The organism is Nocardioides sp. CER19, from assembly GCF_029846275.1.
Lineage (GTDB): Bacteria > Actinomycetota > Actinomycetes > Propionibacteriales > Nocardioidaceae > Nocardioides.
Genome location: NZ_JARVWS010000003.1, coordinates 597,055 through 615,224 on the forward strand (window position 1 = coordinate 597,055; position 18,170 = coordinate 615,224).

Sequence of the window (18,170 nt, forward strand, 5' to 3'; positions counted from 1 at the left end):
TGTGACAAGTCTCGATTCGGAGCTGCCGCGCTCATTGACTGTGAGTGCCACGCCGTCGCTTTGCAGCGCCCTCGGCAGCCGTAGGTGCGAGGCAGACGAACGGCGGGCGCCAGGCCGTAAACCCGGGCACCCGCCGCTCATCCTCCAGCCGTCAGGACGGCTCAGGCGCCATCTTGATTGCCGATCCGTTCCCAGACGTCGGCTCGATTGCGTCGCAGCCACCTGGCATAGACGGCTCCGGCAAGGAAGACAGCGAGGACCACGGCCAGGCCGATGTCAGCAAGAGTCGTGTCGCCAACGACCAGCGCTCGGTTCTTGAAGTCGAGGAAAACGACGGTGCCGAGACCGAGTGCTGCCAGCGCCGGCGCGATCAGGGTCTTCCAGGTTCCCTCCTGCAGGTCCGTCCGTCGCCGGAAGTACACGATGATCGAGATCGCGGTGAGGACGAGAAGGATCTGCAGGACGATGTTTCCAATGCCTGTGAGGGCGGAGTACGCATGCACGACGTCGGGGTCGACCAGCGCAATGATCACCAACGACACGCCGATCACCGCGAACACCACCGCAGCGGCCCGTGCAGGCGAGCGGAAGCGCGGATGGGCATGCCCGAGCCACGAAGGCAGAACGCGGTCTCGCCCGAAGGCGAACAGGTAGCGCGCCAGGATGTTCTGGAGCGAGAGGGTTGCCGCCATACCGGTCGTGACCAGCAGGAAGTAGACGACCTTTGCGTAGGACGCGGAAACATACTCTGCGACGCTGGCCATGAAGCTGCCGGTCGGGTCGGCTGCCGTCGCCAATGCCGCATCGGTTCCGAAGGCCGCGAGATATGCCCACGAACCCAGTGCATAGAAGCCAGCCAGGAAGATGACGGTCAGGTAGGTGGCTCGAGGGACGGTCCGCTCGGGCTCACGGGTCTCGGCTCGGAAGACCTGGATCGACTCAAAGCCCATCATGCAACCGATGCCCCATAGGGCGGCGAATCCGACCGATCCGGTGTGCAGTTGCGCGGTCACGGGCAGGCCGACCCCATGGGCACCGCCCTTGGCGAAGACGAAGGCCTCCCAGATAAGGACGCTCACCGTCTCTAGCCCGAGGATTACGACGAGCGCCTTGCCTGACACCTCGATGTTGAAGAGGGTCAAGGCCGAGACGACGAGGAACCCGGGGATGACCCAGAGCCACCACGGCAGCGACGGCGTGCCGAAGTCCGTCATGAAGAGGTTGTTCCACAGGTATCCGCCGAGCACGTAGACGCCAACGACGATGAAAAAGTAGGAGATGAGGGCGAGGAATCCGGCGCCGAGCCCGGGGATCCGTCCGATACCCGCAGTCACGTAGCTGTAGAAGGCACCCGGCTTCTCCATGTGCTTGGCCATGTGGACCAGCCCGACAGCGAAGAGAAGCATCAGCACCATCACTGCCAGGTAGACGAATGGGGTGGCTGCGCCGACGCCCATCCCGATCACCAGCGGCACGAATCCGCCCATGGTCGCAAGCGGTGTGTTGAAGGCAAGCGCGGTGAGAACGAGCCCTCCTACCCCGAGCTTGCCCTCTAGTTTCTGGTCACTTGATGTCGCCCGCGGTGTGCGGGCCGCATCGGTGGTCGTCATGTTGTCTTGACTCTTTCGGTTCTGGCGGACAGAGAACGGCAGCCGCCACCGCGCTGTGGGGTTGCCGAATCGTAGGCGCCATGGTGGCCGAGGTCACACCCGGTAGCGATTGATACTGCGCGCCAGGGATTGGTCTGGGTGTGCCGGCACGCCGCAGACAGGACCGAGGTCGCGCCGATGGCGTCCTCGGACCACGAGCTGGCGTCTCCGGACAACCGGAGCAACCCGGCACCCTGCCACCCTTGGCACACGCAGTTGTCGTCGACGGGGAAGGGATTTCTTGACCGTGCCAGGCATGCCTCTTGATCCGGCGATTGCCGCAGCGTTCGCGGGACTCAACCTAGATGGTGCCCCGAGACCGGTTCTCGCCCGGGGCGACGCGGCCGCATTGCGGGCCCTCGCCGACGCCGAGATGACAGCGGGCTTCAAGCTCGCTGTGGCGGCTGCTACCGAGATCCATCACGCAACGGCGGTCGCCCGGGAATTGACCACCTCCGACGACGTGGCGCTGTCTTTCGACGGGGCTCCGATCCCGGTGCGATGGTATGTCCCCGCGGACGCCGTCGCATCCGGAAGCGCCGTCGTGTACGTCCACGGCGGCGGCATGGTATCCGGGTCGCTCGACATCTACGACCCGATCCTCCGCTTCTACGTCGAACAGACAGGCGTCCCGATCCTAGGAGTAGACCAGCGATTGGCACCTGAGTTCCCAGGTCTGCACCCGGCCCAGGACGCTTTTGCCGCACTTAAGTGGCTGCACCACCACGCCGACGTGCTTGGCGTTGACCCCCAGCGCGTTGCCGTGATGGGCGACAGCAGCGGAGGAGGGCTCGCGGCGAGCGTCGCCATCATGGCCCGCGACAGGAGCATCCCTCTGGCCCGGCAGATTCTCATCTACCCGATGCTCGATGACCGCAACACCGTCGCAGCTCCTTGGGCACCCCAGGGCATCACATGGTCACACGACATGAACTTCACCGGCTGGCAAGCGTTGCTCGGTGACAAGGTTGGCACGGCCAAGGTCAGCGAGCTTGCCGCGCCCGCTCGGCTCCGCAACTTCGATGGCCTGGCCGCGGCCTACATCGAGGTCGGAGAGCTCGACATATTTCGAGACGAAGACGCGGCGTACGCGGCGGCCTTGTGGGGTGCCGGCACTTCCTGCGAACTGCGCGTCCGCGCAGGGGCGCCCCACGACTTCGACTGGTTCGCGCCCGACGGGCCGATCGCCATCCAGGCGATCCGTGACCGTGTCGACGTGCTCAAGAGGCTTTAGTACATGGCGAGGAGAGGAACACCATGGGACGAGTAGAGGGCAAGGTCGCATTCATCACCGGTGCAGCCCGGGGTCAGGGGCGATCGCACGCCTTGCGGCTTGCGGAGGAGGGAGCCGACATCGTCGGTGTCGACATCTGCGCGCAGATCGACACCGTTCCGTATCCCATGTCCACGCCTGCGGACCTAGCCGAGACGGTCGCGCTGGTGGAGAAGACGGGCCGCCGGATGCTTGGCCTTGAGGCGGACGTCCGCGACCTGTCGGCACTCCAGAACGCTGTCGACCGCGGCTGGGATACCTTCGGGCGACTCGACACCGTCGTTGCCAACGCCTGCACGCTTAACGGCAATGGTCCGGCCTGGGAGCTGTCCGAGCATCAGTTTCAAGACCAGGTCGATGTCGCGCTCGGCGGCGCGTGGCGGACGGCGAAGGCAACCATCCCGGCATTGATCGAGCAGGGACAGGGCGGCTCCATCATCCTCATCAGCTCGACCTCCGGGATCAGCGCGGAGATCAACATCGCCCACTATGTTGCGGCGAAGACAGGCGTCACCGGGCTGATGCGCGCACTCGCGGCCGACCTGGCGCACTACATGATCCGGGTGAACTCGATTCATCCGACGAACGTGCGTAGCCCGATGATCGAGAATCAGCCCACGGTTGATCTCTTCGCCGGTGGTCGCCCCGGTTTCACCTTCGAGCATCCGGAGATCAAGGCTGCCTTCCAGAGCATGAACCTGATGCCCGTTCCGTGGATCGAGCCGATCGACATCAGCAATGCGGTGCTCTACCTCGCCTCTGACGAAACCAGGTACGTGACCGCGACTACACACGTGGTCGATGCAGGGGCGCTTGCCGCCTTCAAGCATCCGCACGTCGAGTAGACCGGACCTGCGCACGAAGACAAGGGGCCCGCACCTCGTGGTGCGGGCCCCTTCGGCACTCTTCCGGTAGGCGCTTACTGTGGCTGATCGCGGAGCTCGCGCTTGAGGATCTTGCCTGTCGCACCCTTGGGAAGCTCCGAAACGACGTGGATTTCTCGGGGGTACTTGTAGGCGGCCAGGCGTTCCTTCGTGAATGCGACGATGTCCTGCGTGTCGGCTGACGCGCCGGGCCGCAAGGCAACGAAGGCGACAACTTCCTCGCCCAACTCCTGGTCAGGTCGTCCGACGACGGCGGCCTCGGCCACAGCTGGGTGCTCGTAGAGCACCTCCTCGACCTCGCGTGGATAGACGTTGTAGCCACCTCGGATGACCAGATCCTTCACGCGGTCGACGATGAATACGTATCCATCCTCGTCGCGGTACGCGAGGTCGCCGGTCTGGAGCCAGCCATCTCGAATCGCGGCCGCTGTGGCTTCGGGGTTCTTGTAGTAGCCCTTGGTGACGACGTGGCCGCGAAGAACGATCTCGCCCACGTTCGCTTTGCCCGGCGGGAGCGGCTCGCCGTCGCTGCCCATGATGCGCAGCTCGACGCCCCAGATCGGGCGCCCGATCGAGAGAACCTTCCGCTGATCGGCGCTCACGTTGAACGTGGCAGTGCTGGCGGTCTCGGACAGTCCGTAGCCTTCCAGGATGACGGCGTTCGGGTACTTCTCCTCGAATGCGCGAATAACCTCTCCCGGAATGGACGCGCCTCCGGACACAGCTGCACGGAGACTGGAGAGATCTCGGCCGGTTGTGTCGGCCTGCAGAAGCGCGCTGAACATGGTCGGAACACCGGAGAAAACTGTCACCTGGTGGCGTTCGATGGCGTCCAGCACGTCGTTGGCGTCAAACCGAGGGATGAGGACCATGCTGGCGCCGTATCGCACGGCGTTTCCCAACACCGCGGAAAGGCCGAAGACGTGGAACAGCGGAAGCACGGCGACGCTGACATCGTCGGCGGAGAGGCCGAAGAGCGCACCTGAGGTCGTTGAGTTCATGAAGAGCTGGAAGTGCGAGAGCTCGGCGCCCTTCGGCTTCCCCGTGGTTCCGCTGGTGTAGAGCAGTACCGCGGTGTCGTCGGAACTGGTCGGGTGCAGCAGGCCTGCGTCGGGGGCCTGCAATAGTTCGCCGAACGGCTTGGCCCCTCGTGCGTCGGCGTCACCGACGATGTAGACGGGGAGGCTCCCTGCGTCGGCGGCCGCACCCGCGGCCCGGTCGATGCACACGGCATGGGTGATGACAAGCTTCGCGTCGCTGTCGTCCAACTGGTAGGCGATCTCCGGCCTCGCCAGCAACGGGTTCAGCGGCACCATCACCAAGCCGGCCTTCAGGATGCCGAAGTAGGCGAACAGGAACTCAGGCACGTTCGGCAGCTGCACTGCCACCTTGTCGCCTGGCTCGAGCCCAGCGGCTCGCAGCGCGGAGGCGACTCGCCCCGAGTTCGCGTCGACTTCGGAGTACGTGAAGGTGTGCGTCCCGAAGTAGGCAAGGGGCCGGTCGGCGCCGGCGGAGGCCGCCGACTCACGCAGCATCGTTGCAAGATTGAAGCTCATGGTCATGCACCTTTCCTGCCGGCCTGGTGGCGGCGCAGCTCGGCTTTGGCGAGGGCGTTCTTGTGTACCTCGTCGGGGCCGTCGGCGAACCGCAGCGTGCGGACGCCGGCGTACATCGCGGCCAGCGGGAAGTCCTGCGAGAGGCCGCCCGCACCGTGCACCTGGATGGCCTTGTCGAGGATCCACTGCACGGTCGCCGGCGTGGCGATCTTGATCGCCTGGATCTCGGAGTGCGCGCCCTTGTTGCCGACGGTGTCCATCAGCCACGCGGTCTTGAGCACCAGCAGGCGCAGCTGCTCGATCCGGACCCGCGACTCGGCGATCCAGTCGCGGACGACGCCCTGGTCGGCGATCGGGCGTCCGAAGGCGACGCGCGAGGAGGCTCGGGCGCACATCAGCTCGATCGCCCGCTCGGCGACGCCGATCGAGCGCATGCAGTGGTGGATGCGGCCGGGACCGAGCCGCGCCTGGGCGATCGCGAAGCCGGCGCCCTCCTCGCCGATGAGGTTCTCGACCGGCACCCGCACGTCGGTGAAGGACAGCTCGGCGTGGCCGCCGTGGTCGTGGTCGTCGTACCCGAGGACGTGCATGCCGCGCTTCACCTCCAGGCCGGGGGTGTCGCGCGGGACGAGAATCATCGACTGCTGCCGGTGGCGGGCGGCGCCCGGGTCGGTCTTGCCCATCACGATGAAGATGCGGCAATTGGGGTTCATGGCGCCAGTGATCCACCACTTGCGGCCGTTGATGACGTAGGAGTCGCCGTCACGAACGATGCTGAGCTGGATGTTGGTGGCGTCGGAGGAGGCGACGTCGGGCTCGGTCATGGCGAACGCCGACCGGATCCGGCCGTCGAGGAGCGGCTCGAGCCACTTCTCCTTCTGCGCCTCGGTGCCGAACTGGTGCAGCACCTCCATGTTGCCCGTGTCCGGTGCTGCACAGTTGAGGGCCGCAGGTGCCAATGCGCCACTTCGTCCAGTGATCTCGGCCAGCGGCGCGTACTGCAGGTTGGTCAACCCGGCACCTTGCTGTCCGGGCAGGAAGAGATTCCACAGGCCTCGGCCGCGGGCTTCTTCCCGAACCTTCTTGAGAAGAGGTGCCGAGTCCCAGGCCCAGATGTTCTCGAGCGAGTTGACCTGCTCCTCGAACGCACGCTCATTGGGGTAGATGTGGCCATCCATGAAGTCGAGCAGGTTCTCGATCAGGCCGCTGGTGCGCGGGTCGTACTGGAAGTCCATCAGTAGGTCTCCTTCAAAGCCGAGAGGCCGGCAGCAAGCAGGGGGTCGATGGCTTGACCGATGGTGTCGAACCCCTCCCCGACCGTCTTGCCTTGCAGGTGGCGGAAGTGGATGCCTTCGAGGATGGTGGCGAGTTTGAAGGCCGCCAGCCCGAGGTAGAAGCCGAACCGCGAGAGGTCTCGCTCGCTCCCGCGTCCGTAGCGTGCGATCACCTCGGCCTCATTGAGGAAGCCTGGCGACGAGGCCGCGCTGGTCGCACCGTTGTCGAGCATCAGGTCCAGCCGGTGGTAGGTGATCATCAGAGCGAGGTCCGTCAGCGGATCGCCGAGCGTCGCCATCTCCCAGTCGAGGACTGCGGTGACGCGATCGCCCTCGTCGACGAGAATGTTGTCCAGCCGATAGTCACCGTGCACGATGCCCGTCGCGGACTCGCTCGGGACAGCACCGAGAAGCTTCTGGTGAAGCTCGTCTGCGGCGGGCAGATCGCGTGTGTAGGACGCGTCCAGTTGCTTCTTCCAGCGTCCGACCTGTCGAGCGAGGAAGCCGTCGGTCTTGCCGAAGTCCGAGAGCCCAACGGCAGCGGGGTCAACCGCGTGCAGGGCGGCAAGGGTGTCGACAAGGCGCTCGGTGATGCGTCGGGTGCGGTCGGCGCCGAGGGTTGCTAGTTCGTCCCTAGTCCGATACGGCGTTCCCGCAACCTGCTCCATCAGGTAGAACGGCGCGCCAAGGACGGCCGTGTCTGTGCAGAGCGCATAGGTCTGAGGGACCGGAACTGCGGTGTCTTGTAGCGCACTCAGCACCCGGTATTCGCGGCCCATGTCATGCGCGGTCGCTAGGACGTGGCCTAGAGGCGGTCGGCGGAGGATCCAGTGGCGGCTGCCGTCGGTCACCGAGTAGGTGAGGTTCGACCGTCCGCCGGCGACGAGTGAGGCTTCCAGCGGGCGCTCGGATGCCAGGTTCGGCGCAGCTTCTGCGATCCAGTCAGTGAGGCGTTCGAGGTCAAGACCCGGGAGCTGCTTCTTCTCGGTCATGGCACCAGCAGGCTCACGGTCTCGGCGACGCACACAGGCTTGTCGGCGCCCTCGCGCTCCACGGTCACCCGTGTCACGAGTTGATGACCGTTTCCGCTGGCTTCGACGCTGACCAGTTCGACGCCCGCCCTCACACGTGAGCCGACGGGGACGGGAGCAGGGAAGCGGACCTTGTTCGATCCATAGTTAACCGCCATCGACGTCCCGTCCACGGTGTAGACCTGACCGACGAGGTGCGGGAGCAGCGACAAGGTGAGGTAGCCGTGGGCGACGGTCGCTCCGAACGGTCCGGCCTGTGCCCGCGCGGCGTCAACGTGGATCCACTGATGGTCGCCGGTGGCCTCCGCGAAGAGGTCGATCTGATGCTGAGTGATCTCATGCCAATCCGACTGGCCTAGATGCTCGCCCACCGCGGCGCGGACCTCGTCGACCGAAGTGAAGCGCCTCATCCCTGCGGCCCACCCGCGACGTAGATGATCTGACCAGACACGAACCCGGCCCCCTCGCTGGCTAGGAACGAGACCGCGTGAGCGATGTCGTCAGGGACGCCGGTGCGGCGCACCGCGATCCCTTCAGCCGCAGCCGCCTTGAAATCTTCGAAGCCCATCCCGATGCGGGCCGCTGTCTGGGCGGTCATCTCGGTCTCGATGAAGCCCGGCGCGATGGAGTTCACCGTGACACCGAACTTGCCGAGCTCGAGAGCAAGGGTCTTCGTGAAGCCTTGCAGCCCCGCCTTGGCAGCGGAGTAGTTGGCCTGCCCGCGGTTGCCGAGGGCTGAGTTGCTGGACATGTTGACGATGCGCCCGAAACCGGCCTGGGTCATGTAGCCCTGCGTGGCTCGGCTCATCAGGAAGGCCCCGCGAAGGTGGACACTCATGACGGCGTCCCAATCGTCGACCGTCATCTTGAAGAGCAGGTTGTCACGGATGATTCCGGCGTTGTTGACCAGCACCGTCGGCTCGCCGAGGTCTGCGACGATGCGCTCGACGGCGCTCGAGACGGCGGCTTCGTCGGCGACGTCGGCGCCGAAGGCACCGGCCTCGCCGCCGGCTGACTTGATGGCGTCGACGGTGGCCGAGCACGCCGATTCGTCGAGGTCGACGACGGCGACTCGCAGGCCGTCGGAGGCAAGGCGGCGTGCGATCGCCGCGCCGATCCCTCGTGCAGCGCCCGTCACGATTGCTGTGCGGGGGGTGTTGTCGCTCATTCGTAAACTCCTGCAGGTTCGTTGATGTTGATGAGGTGTGGCAGAGCCTCAGCGAGGGCTGTGCGGGTGGCGGCGGGGTCGGTGTGGAGAATCGCCGGCATCCCGATCGCCCGGGCGCCTTCGACGTTGGGCTCTGCGTCGTCGACGAAGATGGCGTTGCTTGGCTCGACGCCCAAGCGGCCCAGCGCCAGCCGATAGATGGCGGCGTCTGGCTTGCGCAGGCCCACTTCGCCCGAAATCACGACCTCGTCGAAGGAGGCGTCGATGCGCTGCCGCGGGTACGTGTTGCCCCAGCTGTTCGAGACGAGCGCGACCTTCAGGCCGGACTCGCGAAGTTGCGCGACAAGCTCGAACATCGACGAGTCCGGTTGCATCCGTGCAAACAGCCTCTGCAAGACGCCGACCGGCTTGACCGGGCTGCCGTCGAGTGTGCTGAGCTCGGCGGCGAGCAGTGCGTCGAAGTCAGGAATGCTCAGGTCACCGGTCTCGAGGCGATGGATCGGTGTTCCGGACGGAGCGGTGCGCCCGAGCCATGCCTTGAGTACCCGACTGAAGGACGTCGGCTCGATTCCGTCGGCCGTGAGCCAGGCAGCGATTGACTCGCTTACCGGTGTCGTCAGCACGCCCCCGTAATCGAAGAGGATCGCCTGGGGTGCTGGCGCCGTCATGAGGCTCTTCCCTCAAGCTGCTGCTGGACCTTGTTCATCTGTCGTAGCCATCGGTCCGGCGCGGCGGCCCGAGCCGCGTAGTAGCGCCCGACCTCGGCGTGTGGAAGGACGAAGAACCGGTCGAGCGCGATCGAGCGCATGCACTCATCGGCAACCTGCTCCGGTTCGACGACGGTGTCGCGACCCACGAGCTGTTGAAGGTTTCCGAGGTTGTCGTACATGCGGGTGTTCACGCCCTGCGGGCAGATGGCGTGGACGTCGATGCCCCGGTGTCGGTAGGTGGCCGAGAGCCACTCGGCGAATGCGACAGCGCCATGCTTGGTCACGGAGTAGACGGGGCTGCCGAGCATTGTGAGCACTCCGGCGGCCGAGGCCGTCACGACGAATCTGCCGCGACCGCGTTCAAGCCATTCGGGCAGCAGTAGGCGCGCGGCCCGGACGTGCGCCATGACGTTGATCTCGTGGGCAAGGGCCCAGTCAGACTCTGAGGCCTCAAGTCCGCGACCCACGTCGATTCCGGCATTCGCGAACCAGCTGTCGATGCCGCCCAGCCGGTCGTGAGCCTGGTCCACGAGCGTCGCGAGCCCACCCTCACTTGCAGCGTCTCCCGGGAGCGGGATACCGCCGATGGCGGACGCGACCTGTTCGGCGGCCCCGCCGTCCAGATCGTTGACGACAACCGTCGCACCATCGGCAGCCAACCGTGTGGCGAGGGCTCGGCCGATACCGTTCCCTGCGCCAGTGACAACGGCGCGCGTGCCGGCGACGGTCATTCGACGCCGCCTGTGAGGGTTAGACCGCCATCGATCACGATGGTCTGGCCTGTCAGCCAGGCTGCGTCCTTGGAGAGCAGGAAGCCGACGACGCTGCCGATGTCCTCCGGCTCGCCCAGTCGCCTGAGCGGATACTGCGCCGCGACGGTCTCTTCACGACCCTCGTAGAGCGCGGTCGCAAACTTTGTCTTGACCACGGCAGGCGCGACCGCATTGACCCTGATGGTCGGGCCGAGTTCGACCGCGAGCTCTTCGGTCAGGTGGATGAGCATGGCCTTGCTTGCGCCGTACAGCGCGATCCCGGGGGCGGGCTTGAGGCCTGCGACGGAGGCGACGTTGACGATCGCCCCTCCATGCTCCTTCATCCAGAGCCGGTGGATCTGCTGGACCCAGGAAAGAGCGGCGATGCAGTTGACGTCGATGACCTTCCGGGCTGCGTCGAGGGGCAGTTCCGTCAGCGGGCCATAGGCGGGGTTGATGCCGGTATTGTTGACCAGCAGGTCGGCACTTCCGAAGGTGTCGATGGCGCGTGAGATGACCTCGACCTGGTGGTCGAGGTCCGCTGCGTGGCCAGCAACGCCGAGGGCGTTGTCTAGGCCACCGAGAGACTGGACGGCCTCGTCGAGGGCCTCGGCCTTGCGGGCCGTGATGACAACCTTTGCGCCGTCGGCGACGAGCCGCTCGGCGATGGCAAGGCCGATGCCACGGCTGGCTCCCGTGACGATGGCGGTCTTCCCGGTGAATCGGGACATGTGTCGTGCTCCTGGGGATTCTGTAGTGAGGGCGGGTCAGCTCAGGCGCTCGAGGACCATGGCCATCCCCATGCCGCCGCCGACGCACATGGACTCGACGCCGAACTGCTTGTCGTGCCACTGCAAGGAGTTGATGAGGGTGGTCGTGATGCGAGCGCCCGTCATGCCGAACGGGTGGCCGATCGCGATCGCGCCACCGTTGACGTTGAGCTTCTCGAGGGGGATGTCGAGCTGCTGGGCCGAGCCGAGGGACTGGACGGCGAAGGCCTCGTTGATCTCGAACAGGTCGATGTCGTCGATGGTCAGGCCCGCGCTGTTGAGTGCGGCGGGGATGGCCTCGACCGGCCCCAGGCCCATGATCTCCGGCGAAAGGCCAGTGACTGAGGTCGAGACGATGCGGGCCAAGGGCCTCAGGCCAAGGTCGCGGGCCTTCGTGTCGGACATGATGACGAGCGCGGCGGCGCCGTCGTTGAGCGGGCAGGCGTTTCCGGCGGTGACCGTGCCGTCGGGGCGGAACACCGGCTGCAGTGCGCTGACGGCCTCGAGGGTGACGCCCGGCCGCGGCCCGTCGTCTGCGCTCACCTTGCTCCCGTCAGCAACTGTGACAGGCGTGATCTCGCGGGCCCAGAAGCCCTCGGCGATGCGCTGCTCCGCTAGGTTCTGGCTACGGACGGCGAACTCGTCCTGCTCCTGTCGGCTCATGCCGATGATCTGCTGGACGTTCTCGGCTGTCTGGCCCATCGCGATGTACACGTCCGGGAGCTCGCCGTCGAGGCGGGGATCGGTCCAGGTCTCGGCGTCCGCCTTCGAGCGTACGTGCGTTCGGTGCGTGGCGTCAGCGAAGCGGGGGTTGAGCAGATCCTGACCCTCGATGTAATCGGAGTTGCCCTTGAAGAAGCGGCTCACCGTCTCCACGCCGGCCGAGATGTAGGCGTCACCTTCGCCTGCCTTGATCGCGTGGAATGCCATCCGGGTCGTCTGCAGGGAGGACGAGCAGTATCGGGTGACGCTGGTGCCGGGCAGGTGGTCGTATCCGAGCAGGACGGCCAGGTTGCGGCCCATGTTCCATCCCTGCTCACCTCCGGGGAGCCCGCAGCCGAGGATCAAGTCGGAGATGTCGCGAGGATCGAGGGCAGGCACCTTGTCGAGTGCGGCGCGCACGATCTGAGCGGCGAGATCGTCGGGACGCTCATCCTTCAGCGAGCCCTTGAAGGCACGGCCGATCGGTGAGCGAGCGGTCGAGACGATGACGGCTTCAGGCACTTGACTCTCACAATCTAAGCGGTCGCTTACTTTTGATGTCAGTATCGTGCCGCTCGGCGGATGTGGCGTCAAGCAGTTCGACGACCTGACCCGAGGGAGGAGAGAAGAGGCACATGGCATCTGAGACTGCGAGGGGCTACCGCAAAGGCGCCGAGACCCGGTTACGCATCGAGGAAGCAGCTGCAGCGGCGTTCGCGACCCGCGGCTTCCACGGCACTTCGACTCGCGACATCGCCGCGGCCGCGGGCATGAGTCCTGCCGCCGTCTACATCCACCATGGTTCCAAGGAGAACCTTCTCTTCGTTCTCTCCCGGGATGGTCATCGTCACATCCTGGAACTGGTCCAGGATGCCGCCAGAAGCCGAGAGGGCGCCCAGGCCCAATTGGAGGAGGTGGCTCGGGCCTTCGCTGAGGATCACGCTCGTCATCACGTCCGTGCCCGGCTGGTGAACTACGAGCTCCTGGCCTTGGAGCCCGCGCACTTGGACGAGATCTTGGGGTTGCGCGAGGCGATCGCGCGTGAGCTCGTCACCATCGTGGAGCGAGGAGTCGCCGACGGGGTCTTCGCCACCAGCGATACGCATATGGCGGCGAACGCAGTCATGTCACTCGGCATCGACGTCGCGCGCTGGTACCGCGATGGCAGTTCTTGGACGCCTGAGAGAGTCGGCGCCTTCTACGCCGATATGGCGCTGCGGATGCTGGGCGCACGACGGCCGCCTGCCACGCCCGCCTAGGCCCTACGGGGAGGCAGGCCGCGGTCCGAGGTCCGCGGGCCGGAAGTCAGGAGGCGACGGCGTCCTGTGCGGACACCTCGTTGCGGAACGCCGTCGTGGTCATCCCGTACGTGCGCTTGAACTCCCGGCAGAAGTGACTGACGTCTGCGTACCCCCACTGGGTGGCGATCGCCTGCACAGTGCGCGAGGTCAACGCGAGGTCTTGACGGGCACGCTCTAGCCGGAGGGCTCGGACCATGTCGCCAAACGTGCCGCCGGAGTCGGAGAAGAGGCGGTGAAGGGATCGAACCGAGATTCCGTGTGCTGCGGCCGCATCGACAGGACTGATCGTGCCGTCCGAGAGTCGACTGGTGACCCAGTCCTCCACCTTGCGCTTCATGGCTTCGCTCACGGCACCGGTCTCACTCCCTGATGTGTCGCGAAGCGTGCCGGTCAGGAGGCTGAGAACGGCATTGCGGATTGCGACTGCGTCGGGCAGCTCAACGTGTGGCGGCGCATTCAGCACGGAATCGATGACGCCGGCCAGGATGCGGGCCGACGGCTTGTCATCGACGCTCAAGGGTTCGGCTAGGTCGCGAACGCGGACGCCGAACCGTGCCAACGCGTCCTTGGGCACGAAGATGTAGCTCTGCTCGCGGGGCACGTTGACTGAGAAGTCGGCGATACTGCCGTTGTCCCAGATGCCGAGCATCGAGTTAGCTTCCTGGACCGAGGAGTCCCGTCGCGTCGTGAAGGTCTCTCCTCCGCCGTCCCAGGTGACGCCGAAGCCCACAAATTCTCCGGCCTCAGAGGCGGGCCGGAAGCGTCCGGCGTAGGGGGTGACCGTGTACCTCATCACGATGCAGTCGTCGATCCATCGACGCTGGAACTCGCCGCTGAATCCACGCTCGCCAGCGATCGGCCACACCGTGTCCCCGAGGAAGTTCTGCGCGCAGATTTGTCGCCACTCGTCGAACCCTTCAGTGGTTGACGGCCGGCCAAATCGGACTGTTTCGAGGGTGGAGTTGCCCATCGAGTGCCTCCCGGGGTGTATCGCGGTCACTGCCGTCAGGTGCAGAGCGGTTCTGCAGTGCTCGGATGATCGCTGCGCCGCTTACCCGAGACCCTGACGTGACGGCGGCCACAATACATCCCCATATGACAAACACCACGGACGAGCCCAAGACTCAGTCCGAAATTGTCTTGGACCGTTCGTCGGTGCCGGTGACCCGCCTAGCAGGATCCGCGTTCTTTCCTGGCGGCCCCCCGTCAGCGGTAATCAGACGTACCGCCCTGTCGATCATGTCTGCGAGGATCGCCTCCCCGGCAGCGGGGCTTGCACCGCGCGGGTCGCCCAGGACGCCAGAGCTGGATACGGCGCGAACGCCCCGCGCTCTTAACTCGGGCAGGATCTCTGCAAGGGGCGCGACGTTGCCCGGGCGCGCGGCACCCAGACGGACCCGTTCCGGCATCAGGTGGAGCATCAACGAGGTCTCGGTGCGTCCGGCGTGCGGGTCCGCGTCGGGGACCGCGCACGGCACCCATTGCGCAGTGTCGCCCTCGCTTTGCAGCCGCCTCACCGCAGTCTCGAGAGCGGCGACGTTGCCACCGTGGCCGTTGACGAAGACGTATCGCAAGGCCCAGTGGCGAAGAGATCGGCCGACCTCGAGCAGCATGTGCGCTAGCGCCTCGGACCCTTGCGAGACAGTGCCGGGGAATGCTTCATGTTCACCGCTCGCGCCGTACGCGATGGGAGGGGCGACGAAGACCTCGCCCTCGATCCGGGCGGCGATGCCGTTGGCCACGGCACTGGCGATGACCGTGTCCGTGTCGAGGGGCAGGTGGGGCCCGTGCTGCTCCATTGAACCAGTGGGGACGAGCACGACCGGCCCAATGGGAAGATCGGGCCAGGGGGTCCACGGACCGCAACTCACAGAATTACCTTCCCACGTGTCAGGGCGTCGACCGGGAGACGTCGGCACACCACAGCCCTTGCCGGCGGTGACGGTGCTGGCCTCTCAGGCGGCCGCTGGTCACCGCGGGCCGGAGCTGCTCAGGAGCGTGCTGGCGCAGCGGCGAACCGTCGCGGGGATAGAACGCTCGGATCAGAGAGCGTGGCCGCGATGTCAGGCGGCACCGGGTGGCCGAGTATCTCGGCTGCGGCAAATCGCGCCATCGCCGGCCCGATCTGGATGCCGTACCCTCCCTGACCGGCGTACCAATACAGGTCGTCGGCGTCGGCGGCCCAACCGACTACAGGCGTCGAATCGGGTGCGAATGTCCGCAGCCCTGCCCACGGGCTCCGCACATGTCGAATGTTCAATGTTGTGATCTCGTTGATGGCCTCGATCGCTCGAGCGATCTCCAGTTCATCAGGCTTCGCGTCGCCGGGCGGTGACAATGTTTCATCTTGAGGCGAGCAAAGGAGCTGCGGACCCTCAGGTTTGAAGTAGAAGGAATGATCAATGGCAAACGTCATCGGAACCGACGCCAGGTCAACGCCGTCAGCTGGAGCGGCGAACATGGTCCTACGTAGCGGTCTGACGCCTATGGGAGCCGCGCCATGGAGCGCGGCAACCTCATCGACCCACGCTCCAGCTGCGTTCACAACGACAGGGGATGTGTAGGTGTCTCCCGCGCTCGTCGTCACTCGCCAACCGGTCGAGACACGCTCCGCAGCAATCACACGCGATCGGGTGACGATCTGACCGCCGCGCCGACGCAGTGCGCGGGCGTATCCCGCGTGCAGCTCGTTGACATCGACGTCCATGGCACCAGGTTCAATAAGCCCCCCTTCGATGCGCTCCGGATGCAGCAGGCGGTTAGCGGCCAACGTCTCTTGGCGGTCGAGCAGTTGTGCCTCTGGCGTCAGTTCTGCCACGGACCGGTGGAGCGCTCGAAGTGCTGCCGACTGCCCGAGACCCGCCACGTACAGCAGCCCGAGGGGTTTTGTGAGGGGCGCCTCGAACATGGCCTCGGGGGGTTCGACCAAGAAGGAGCGACTGGCCGCGGCGAGGGCGCGGACGGGCTCGTTTCCATATGTTCCCAGCCAGGTAGCGGCAGATCGCCCCGTGGTGTGGTGCGCCAGGGTCGATTCAGCCTCGAGAAGGACGACGGTTCGTTCGGACGCGAGCTCGTAGGCCAACGACACGCCGGCAATACCACCGCCGATGACGATGGCGTCGAAGGGGTTGCTCATCCACTGCCCGCGATCAGTACCGCACCGGAGTGATGAGCTCCGGGTGATTGATCAGTCCCCAGTAACCCTCGATGATTCTGCGCGTGTACGGGCCGGGCGTGCCGTCTCCGAGGACGGCATCGTCGAATGACACGAATGGCCAGACGCCACCCGCGGTGGTGCAGCCGAGTGCCTCATCTGCGTTGTAGAGGTCATCGAGCGTGATGTCCGCCAGGCGTGTCCGCAGACCGAGCGCCTCCGCGACCTCAAGGACACTCTTGCGGGTGATTCCCGGCAACGCAGCGCCACCAGGGGTGAGGAGTTCGCCGTCCTTGATGATCGCGACATTGAAGCCCGGGCCCTCGGCGACCAAGCCGTCAACATCGAGAAGGATCGGCATCTCGTAGCCACGGTCTCGATTCTCGTGGATCGCCCGGATCAGGTCGCCCCACTGGTAGTTCTTGACGTGAGGGTCGATCACATTCCGTCCTGCGCGGCGCACCGTCTGGGCGACCATCGCCTTGACGCCGTTGGCAATTCGCTCGAACGGCACGATCCACTGGTACGGGACGGCGTACATGTAGATCTGAGGCCGGTGCTTTGTCATGTCACGCTCGCCCGGGCTCGTGGCGTAACCGCGAGTGAGCGAGATGGAGACGTAGGCCTCGCGGAGCTCGGTCCGAGCGACGAGCTCCAGGGCGATGCGGGCGACCTCGTCCTTTGTCATGGGAGGGTCGATTCGCATCGCCTCGGCACCTTGGAAGAGCCGATCGATGTGGTCGGTAAGGCGGAAGGCCCTTCCGTGCCAGACGTGGAAGACCGTGTAGGTGACGTCCGAGTGCAAGTAGCCCTGGTCGAAGATCGAGATTCGCGCCTGGTCGGCGGGGACGAACTCGCCCTCGATCCAGGCGGCCGCGCCGGCGAGCGGGTTGTCCGCGGAAAGCGTGTAGTCGCTGTAGGTGATGTAGTCGATTCCCGTGTCTGCCTTGTAGGCGAGCGAACCGTCCTCGGTAGTGAGAGCCATGTGTTTTCCCTTTCGAAATGTTGGTGACGACTTAGGATGGGACGCGGCTCACCAGCCGCGCTCGGAGAGCCGGTGCGGGACCGGGATGTCGTCGACGTTGATGCCGACCATCGCCTCACCGAGCCCGCGGGAGACCTTCGCGACGACGTCGGGGTCGTCGTGGAAGGTGGTCGCCTTGACGATCGCCTCGGCGCGCTGGGCGGGGTTGCCGGACTTGAAGATGCCGGAGCCGACGAAGACGCCCTCGGCGCCGAGCTGCATCATCATGGCGGCGTCGGCCGGGGTGGCGATGCCACCGGCCGTGAAGAGCACGACGGGCAGCTTGCCGTTGGGCGCCACCTCCCGGACGAGGTCGTACGGCGCCTGGAGCTCCTTCGCGGCGACGTAGAGCTCGTCCTCGGAGAGCGAGCCGAGCCGCCGGATCTCCTTGCGGATCGTGCGCATGTGGGTCACGGCGTTCGAGACGTCGCCGGTGCCGGCCTCCCCCTTGGAGCGGATCATGGCCGCGCCCTCGGTGATCCGGCGCAGCGCCTCGCCGAGGTTGGTGGCGCCGCAGACGAAGGGAACGGTGAACGCCCACTTGTCGATGTGGTTCTCGTAGTCGGCCGGGGTGAGCACCTCGGACTCGTCGATGTAGTCGACGCCCAGCGCCTGGAGCACCTGGGCCTCGGCGAAGTGGCCGATCCGGGCCTTGGCCATCACGGGAATGGAGACGGCCTCGATGATGCCGTCGATCATGTCCGGGTCGCTCATCCGGGAGACGCCGCCCTGGGCGCGGATGTCGGCCGGCACCCGCTCCAGCGCCATCACCGCGACGGCACCGGCGTCCTCGGCGATCTTCGCCTGGTCGGGCGTGACGACGTCCATGATCACGCCGCCCTTGAGCATCTCGGCCATCCCGCGCTTCACGCCGGTGGTGCCAGCCACGCCAGGCCCGGTGTCGTGCCGCGAGTCCATAACT

At 65.9% G+C, this 18,170-nt stretch carries 18 protein-coding genes; 3 read left to right on the forward strand and 15 right to left on the reverse strand.

What is annotated here, in order from left to right:
* Window positions 1-161: 161 nt before the first annotated feature.
* Window positions 162-1,610 carry an APC family permease gene (locus QDS12_RS18315; RefSeq protein ID WP_279881668.1) on the reverse strand — a complete coding sequence of 483 codons (1,449 nt, stop codon included), beginning with the start codon at window positions 1,608-1,610 and terminating at the stop codon, window positions 162-164.
* A gap of 295 nt (window positions 1,611-1,905) precedes the next feature.
* Between QDS12_RS18315 and QDS12_RS18320 the strand changes: the two genes are divergently transcribed.
* A complete protein-coding gene (locus QDS12_RS18320; RefSeq protein WP_279881670.1) occupies window positions 1,906-2,883 on the forward strand; it encodes an alpha/beta hydrolase in 978 nt (325 codons plus the stop codon).
* Between the two features lie 23 nt (window positions 2,884-2,906).
* The gene (locus QDS12_RS18325; protein ID WP_279881673.1) at window positions 2,907-3,767 is read left to right on the forward strand and encodes a mycofactocin-coupled SDR family oxidoreductase; all 861 of its coding nucleotides are present in this window, start codon (window positions 2,907-2,909) and stop codon (window positions 3,765-3,767) included.
* Window positions 3,768-3,841: 74 nt separating this feature from the next.
* On the opposite strand, the gene QDS12_RS18330 is transcribed toward QDS12_RS18325, so the two are convergent.
* Genes QDS12_RS18330 through QDS12_RS18370 form a run of 9 tightly spaced genes read right to left on the reverse strand, consistent with a single transcriptional unit; the run spans window position 3,842 to window position 12,291 of the window.
* A complete protein-coding gene (locus QDS12_RS18330; RefSeq protein ID WP_279881675.1) occupies window positions 3,842-5,368 on the reverse strand; it encodes a long-chain fatty acid--CoA ligase in 1,527 nt (508 codons plus the stop codon).
* Window positions 5,365-6,597, reverse strand: coding sequence for an acyl-CoA dehydrogenase family protein (locus tag QDS12_RS18335; protein ID WP_279881677.1), 1,233 nt, complete (start codon window positions 6,595-6,597; stop codon window positions 5,365-5,367). The genes QDS12_RS18330 and QDS12_RS18335 overlap by 4 nt, the downstream gene beginning before the upstream one ends.
* Window positions 6,597-7,628 carry a phosphotransferase family protein gene (locus tag QDS12_RS18340; protein ID WP_279881679.1) on the reverse strand — a complete coding sequence of 344 codons (1,032 nt, stop codon included), beginning with the start codon at window positions 7,626-7,628 and terminating at the stop codon, window positions 6,597-6,599. The genes QDS12_RS18335 and QDS12_RS18340 overlap by 1 nt, the downstream gene beginning before the upstream one ends.
* Window positions 7,625-8,077 (reverse strand): MaoC family dehydratase, encoded by a 453-nt coding sequence (locus QDS12_RS18345; RefSeq protein WP_279881681.1) that lies wholly within the window; start codon window positions 8,075-8,077, stop codon window positions 7,625-7,627. The genes QDS12_RS18340 and QDS12_RS18345 overlap by 4 nt, the downstream gene beginning before the upstream one ends.
* A complete protein-coding gene (gene fabG / locus QDS12_RS18350; protein ID WP_279881684.1) occupies window positions 8,074-8,835 on the reverse strand; it encodes a 3-oxoacyl-ACP reductase FabG in 762 nt (253 codons plus the stop codon). The genes QDS12_RS18345 and fabG overlap by 4 nt, the downstream gene beginning before the upstream one ends.
* On the reverse strand, window positions 8,832-9,503 hold the full coding sequence (locus tag QDS12_RS18355) for an HAD family phosphatase (protein ID WP_279881685.1): 672 nt from the start codon (window positions 9,501-9,503) through the stop codon (window positions 8,832-8,834). The genes fabG and QDS12_RS18355 overlap by 4 nt, the downstream gene beginning before the upstream one ends.
* The gene (locus QDS12_RS18360) at window positions 9,500-10,276 is read right to left on the reverse strand and encodes an SDR family NAD(P)-dependent oxidoreductase (RefSeq protein WP_279881687.1); all 777 of its coding nucleotides are present in this window, start codon (window positions 10,274-10,276) and stop codon (window positions 9,500-9,502) included. The genes QDS12_RS18355 and QDS12_RS18360 overlap by 4 nt, the downstream gene beginning before the upstream one ends.
* Window positions 10,273-11,028 carry an SDR family oxidoreductase gene (locus QDS12_RS18365; RefSeq protein ID WP_279881689.1) on the reverse strand — a complete coding sequence of 252 codons (756 nt, stop codon included), beginning with the start codon at window positions 11,026-11,028 and terminating at the stop codon, window positions 10,273-10,275. Before QDS12_RS18365 ends, QDS12_RS18360 begins: the two co-directional genes overlap by 4 nt.
* Window positions 11,029-11,064: 36 nt before the next feature.
* A complete protein-coding gene (locus QDS12_RS18370; protein ID WP_279882207.1) occupies window positions 11,065-12,291 on the reverse strand; it encodes an acetyl-CoA C-acetyltransferase in 1,227 nt (408 codons plus the stop codon).
* 113 nt (window positions 12,292-12,404) lie between these two features.
* Here QDS12_RS18370 and QDS12_RS18375 point away from each other — a divergent pair, with 113 nt between their 5' ends.
* Entirely contained in the window at window positions 12,405-13,028 is a 624-nt protein-coding gene (locus tag QDS12_RS18375; RefSeq protein ID WP_279881691.1) for a TetR family transcriptional regulator, read from the forward strand.
* A 46-nt stretch (window positions 13,029-13,074) separates the two neighbouring features.
* Here the strand turns inward: QDS12_RS18375 and QDS12_RS18380 are convergent, their stop codons facing one another.
* The 5 genes from QDS12_RS18380 to pdxS all read right to left on the reverse strand — a co-directional run bounded on the left by QDS12_RS18380 (window position 13,075) and on the right by pdxS (window position 18,136).
* The gene (locus QDS12_RS18380) at window positions 13,075-14,040 is read right to left on the reverse strand and encodes a helix-turn-helix transcriptional regulator (RefSeq protein ID WP_279881693.1); all 966 of its coding nucleotides are present in this window, start codon (window positions 14,038-14,040) and stop codon (window positions 13,075-13,077) included.
* A gap of 154 nt (window positions 14,041-14,194) precedes the next feature.
* Window positions 14,195-14,989 (reverse strand): mycofactocin biosynthesis peptidyl-dipeptidase MftE, encoded by a 795-nt coding sequence (gene mftE / locus QDS12_RS18385; protein ID WP_347882189.1) that lies wholly within the window; start codon window positions 14,987-14,989, stop codon window positions 14,195-14,197.
* Between the two features lie 71 nt (window positions 14,990-15,060).
* Window positions 15,061-16,206, reverse strand: a complete 1,146-nt coding sequence (locus tag QDS12_RS18390; RefSeq protein ID WP_279881697.1) for an FAD-dependent oxidoreductase — start codon at window positions 16,204-16,206, stop codon at window positions 15,061-15,063.
* Between the two features lie 13 nt (window positions 16,207-16,219).
* A complete protein-coding gene (locus QDS12_RS18395; protein ID WP_279881699.1) occupies window positions 16,220-17,209 on the reverse strand; it encodes an aminotransferase class IV in 990 nt (329 codons plus the stop codon).
* 48 nt (window positions 17,210-17,257) lie between these two features.
* On the reverse strand, window positions 17,258-18,136 hold the full coding sequence (gene pdxS, locus QDS12_RS18400; protein ID WP_279881701.1) for a pyridoxal 5'-phosphate synthase lyase subunit PdxS: 879 nt from the start codon (window positions 18,134-18,136) through the stop codon (window positions 17,258-17,260).
* Window positions 18,137-18,170: the final 34 nt, after the last annotated feature.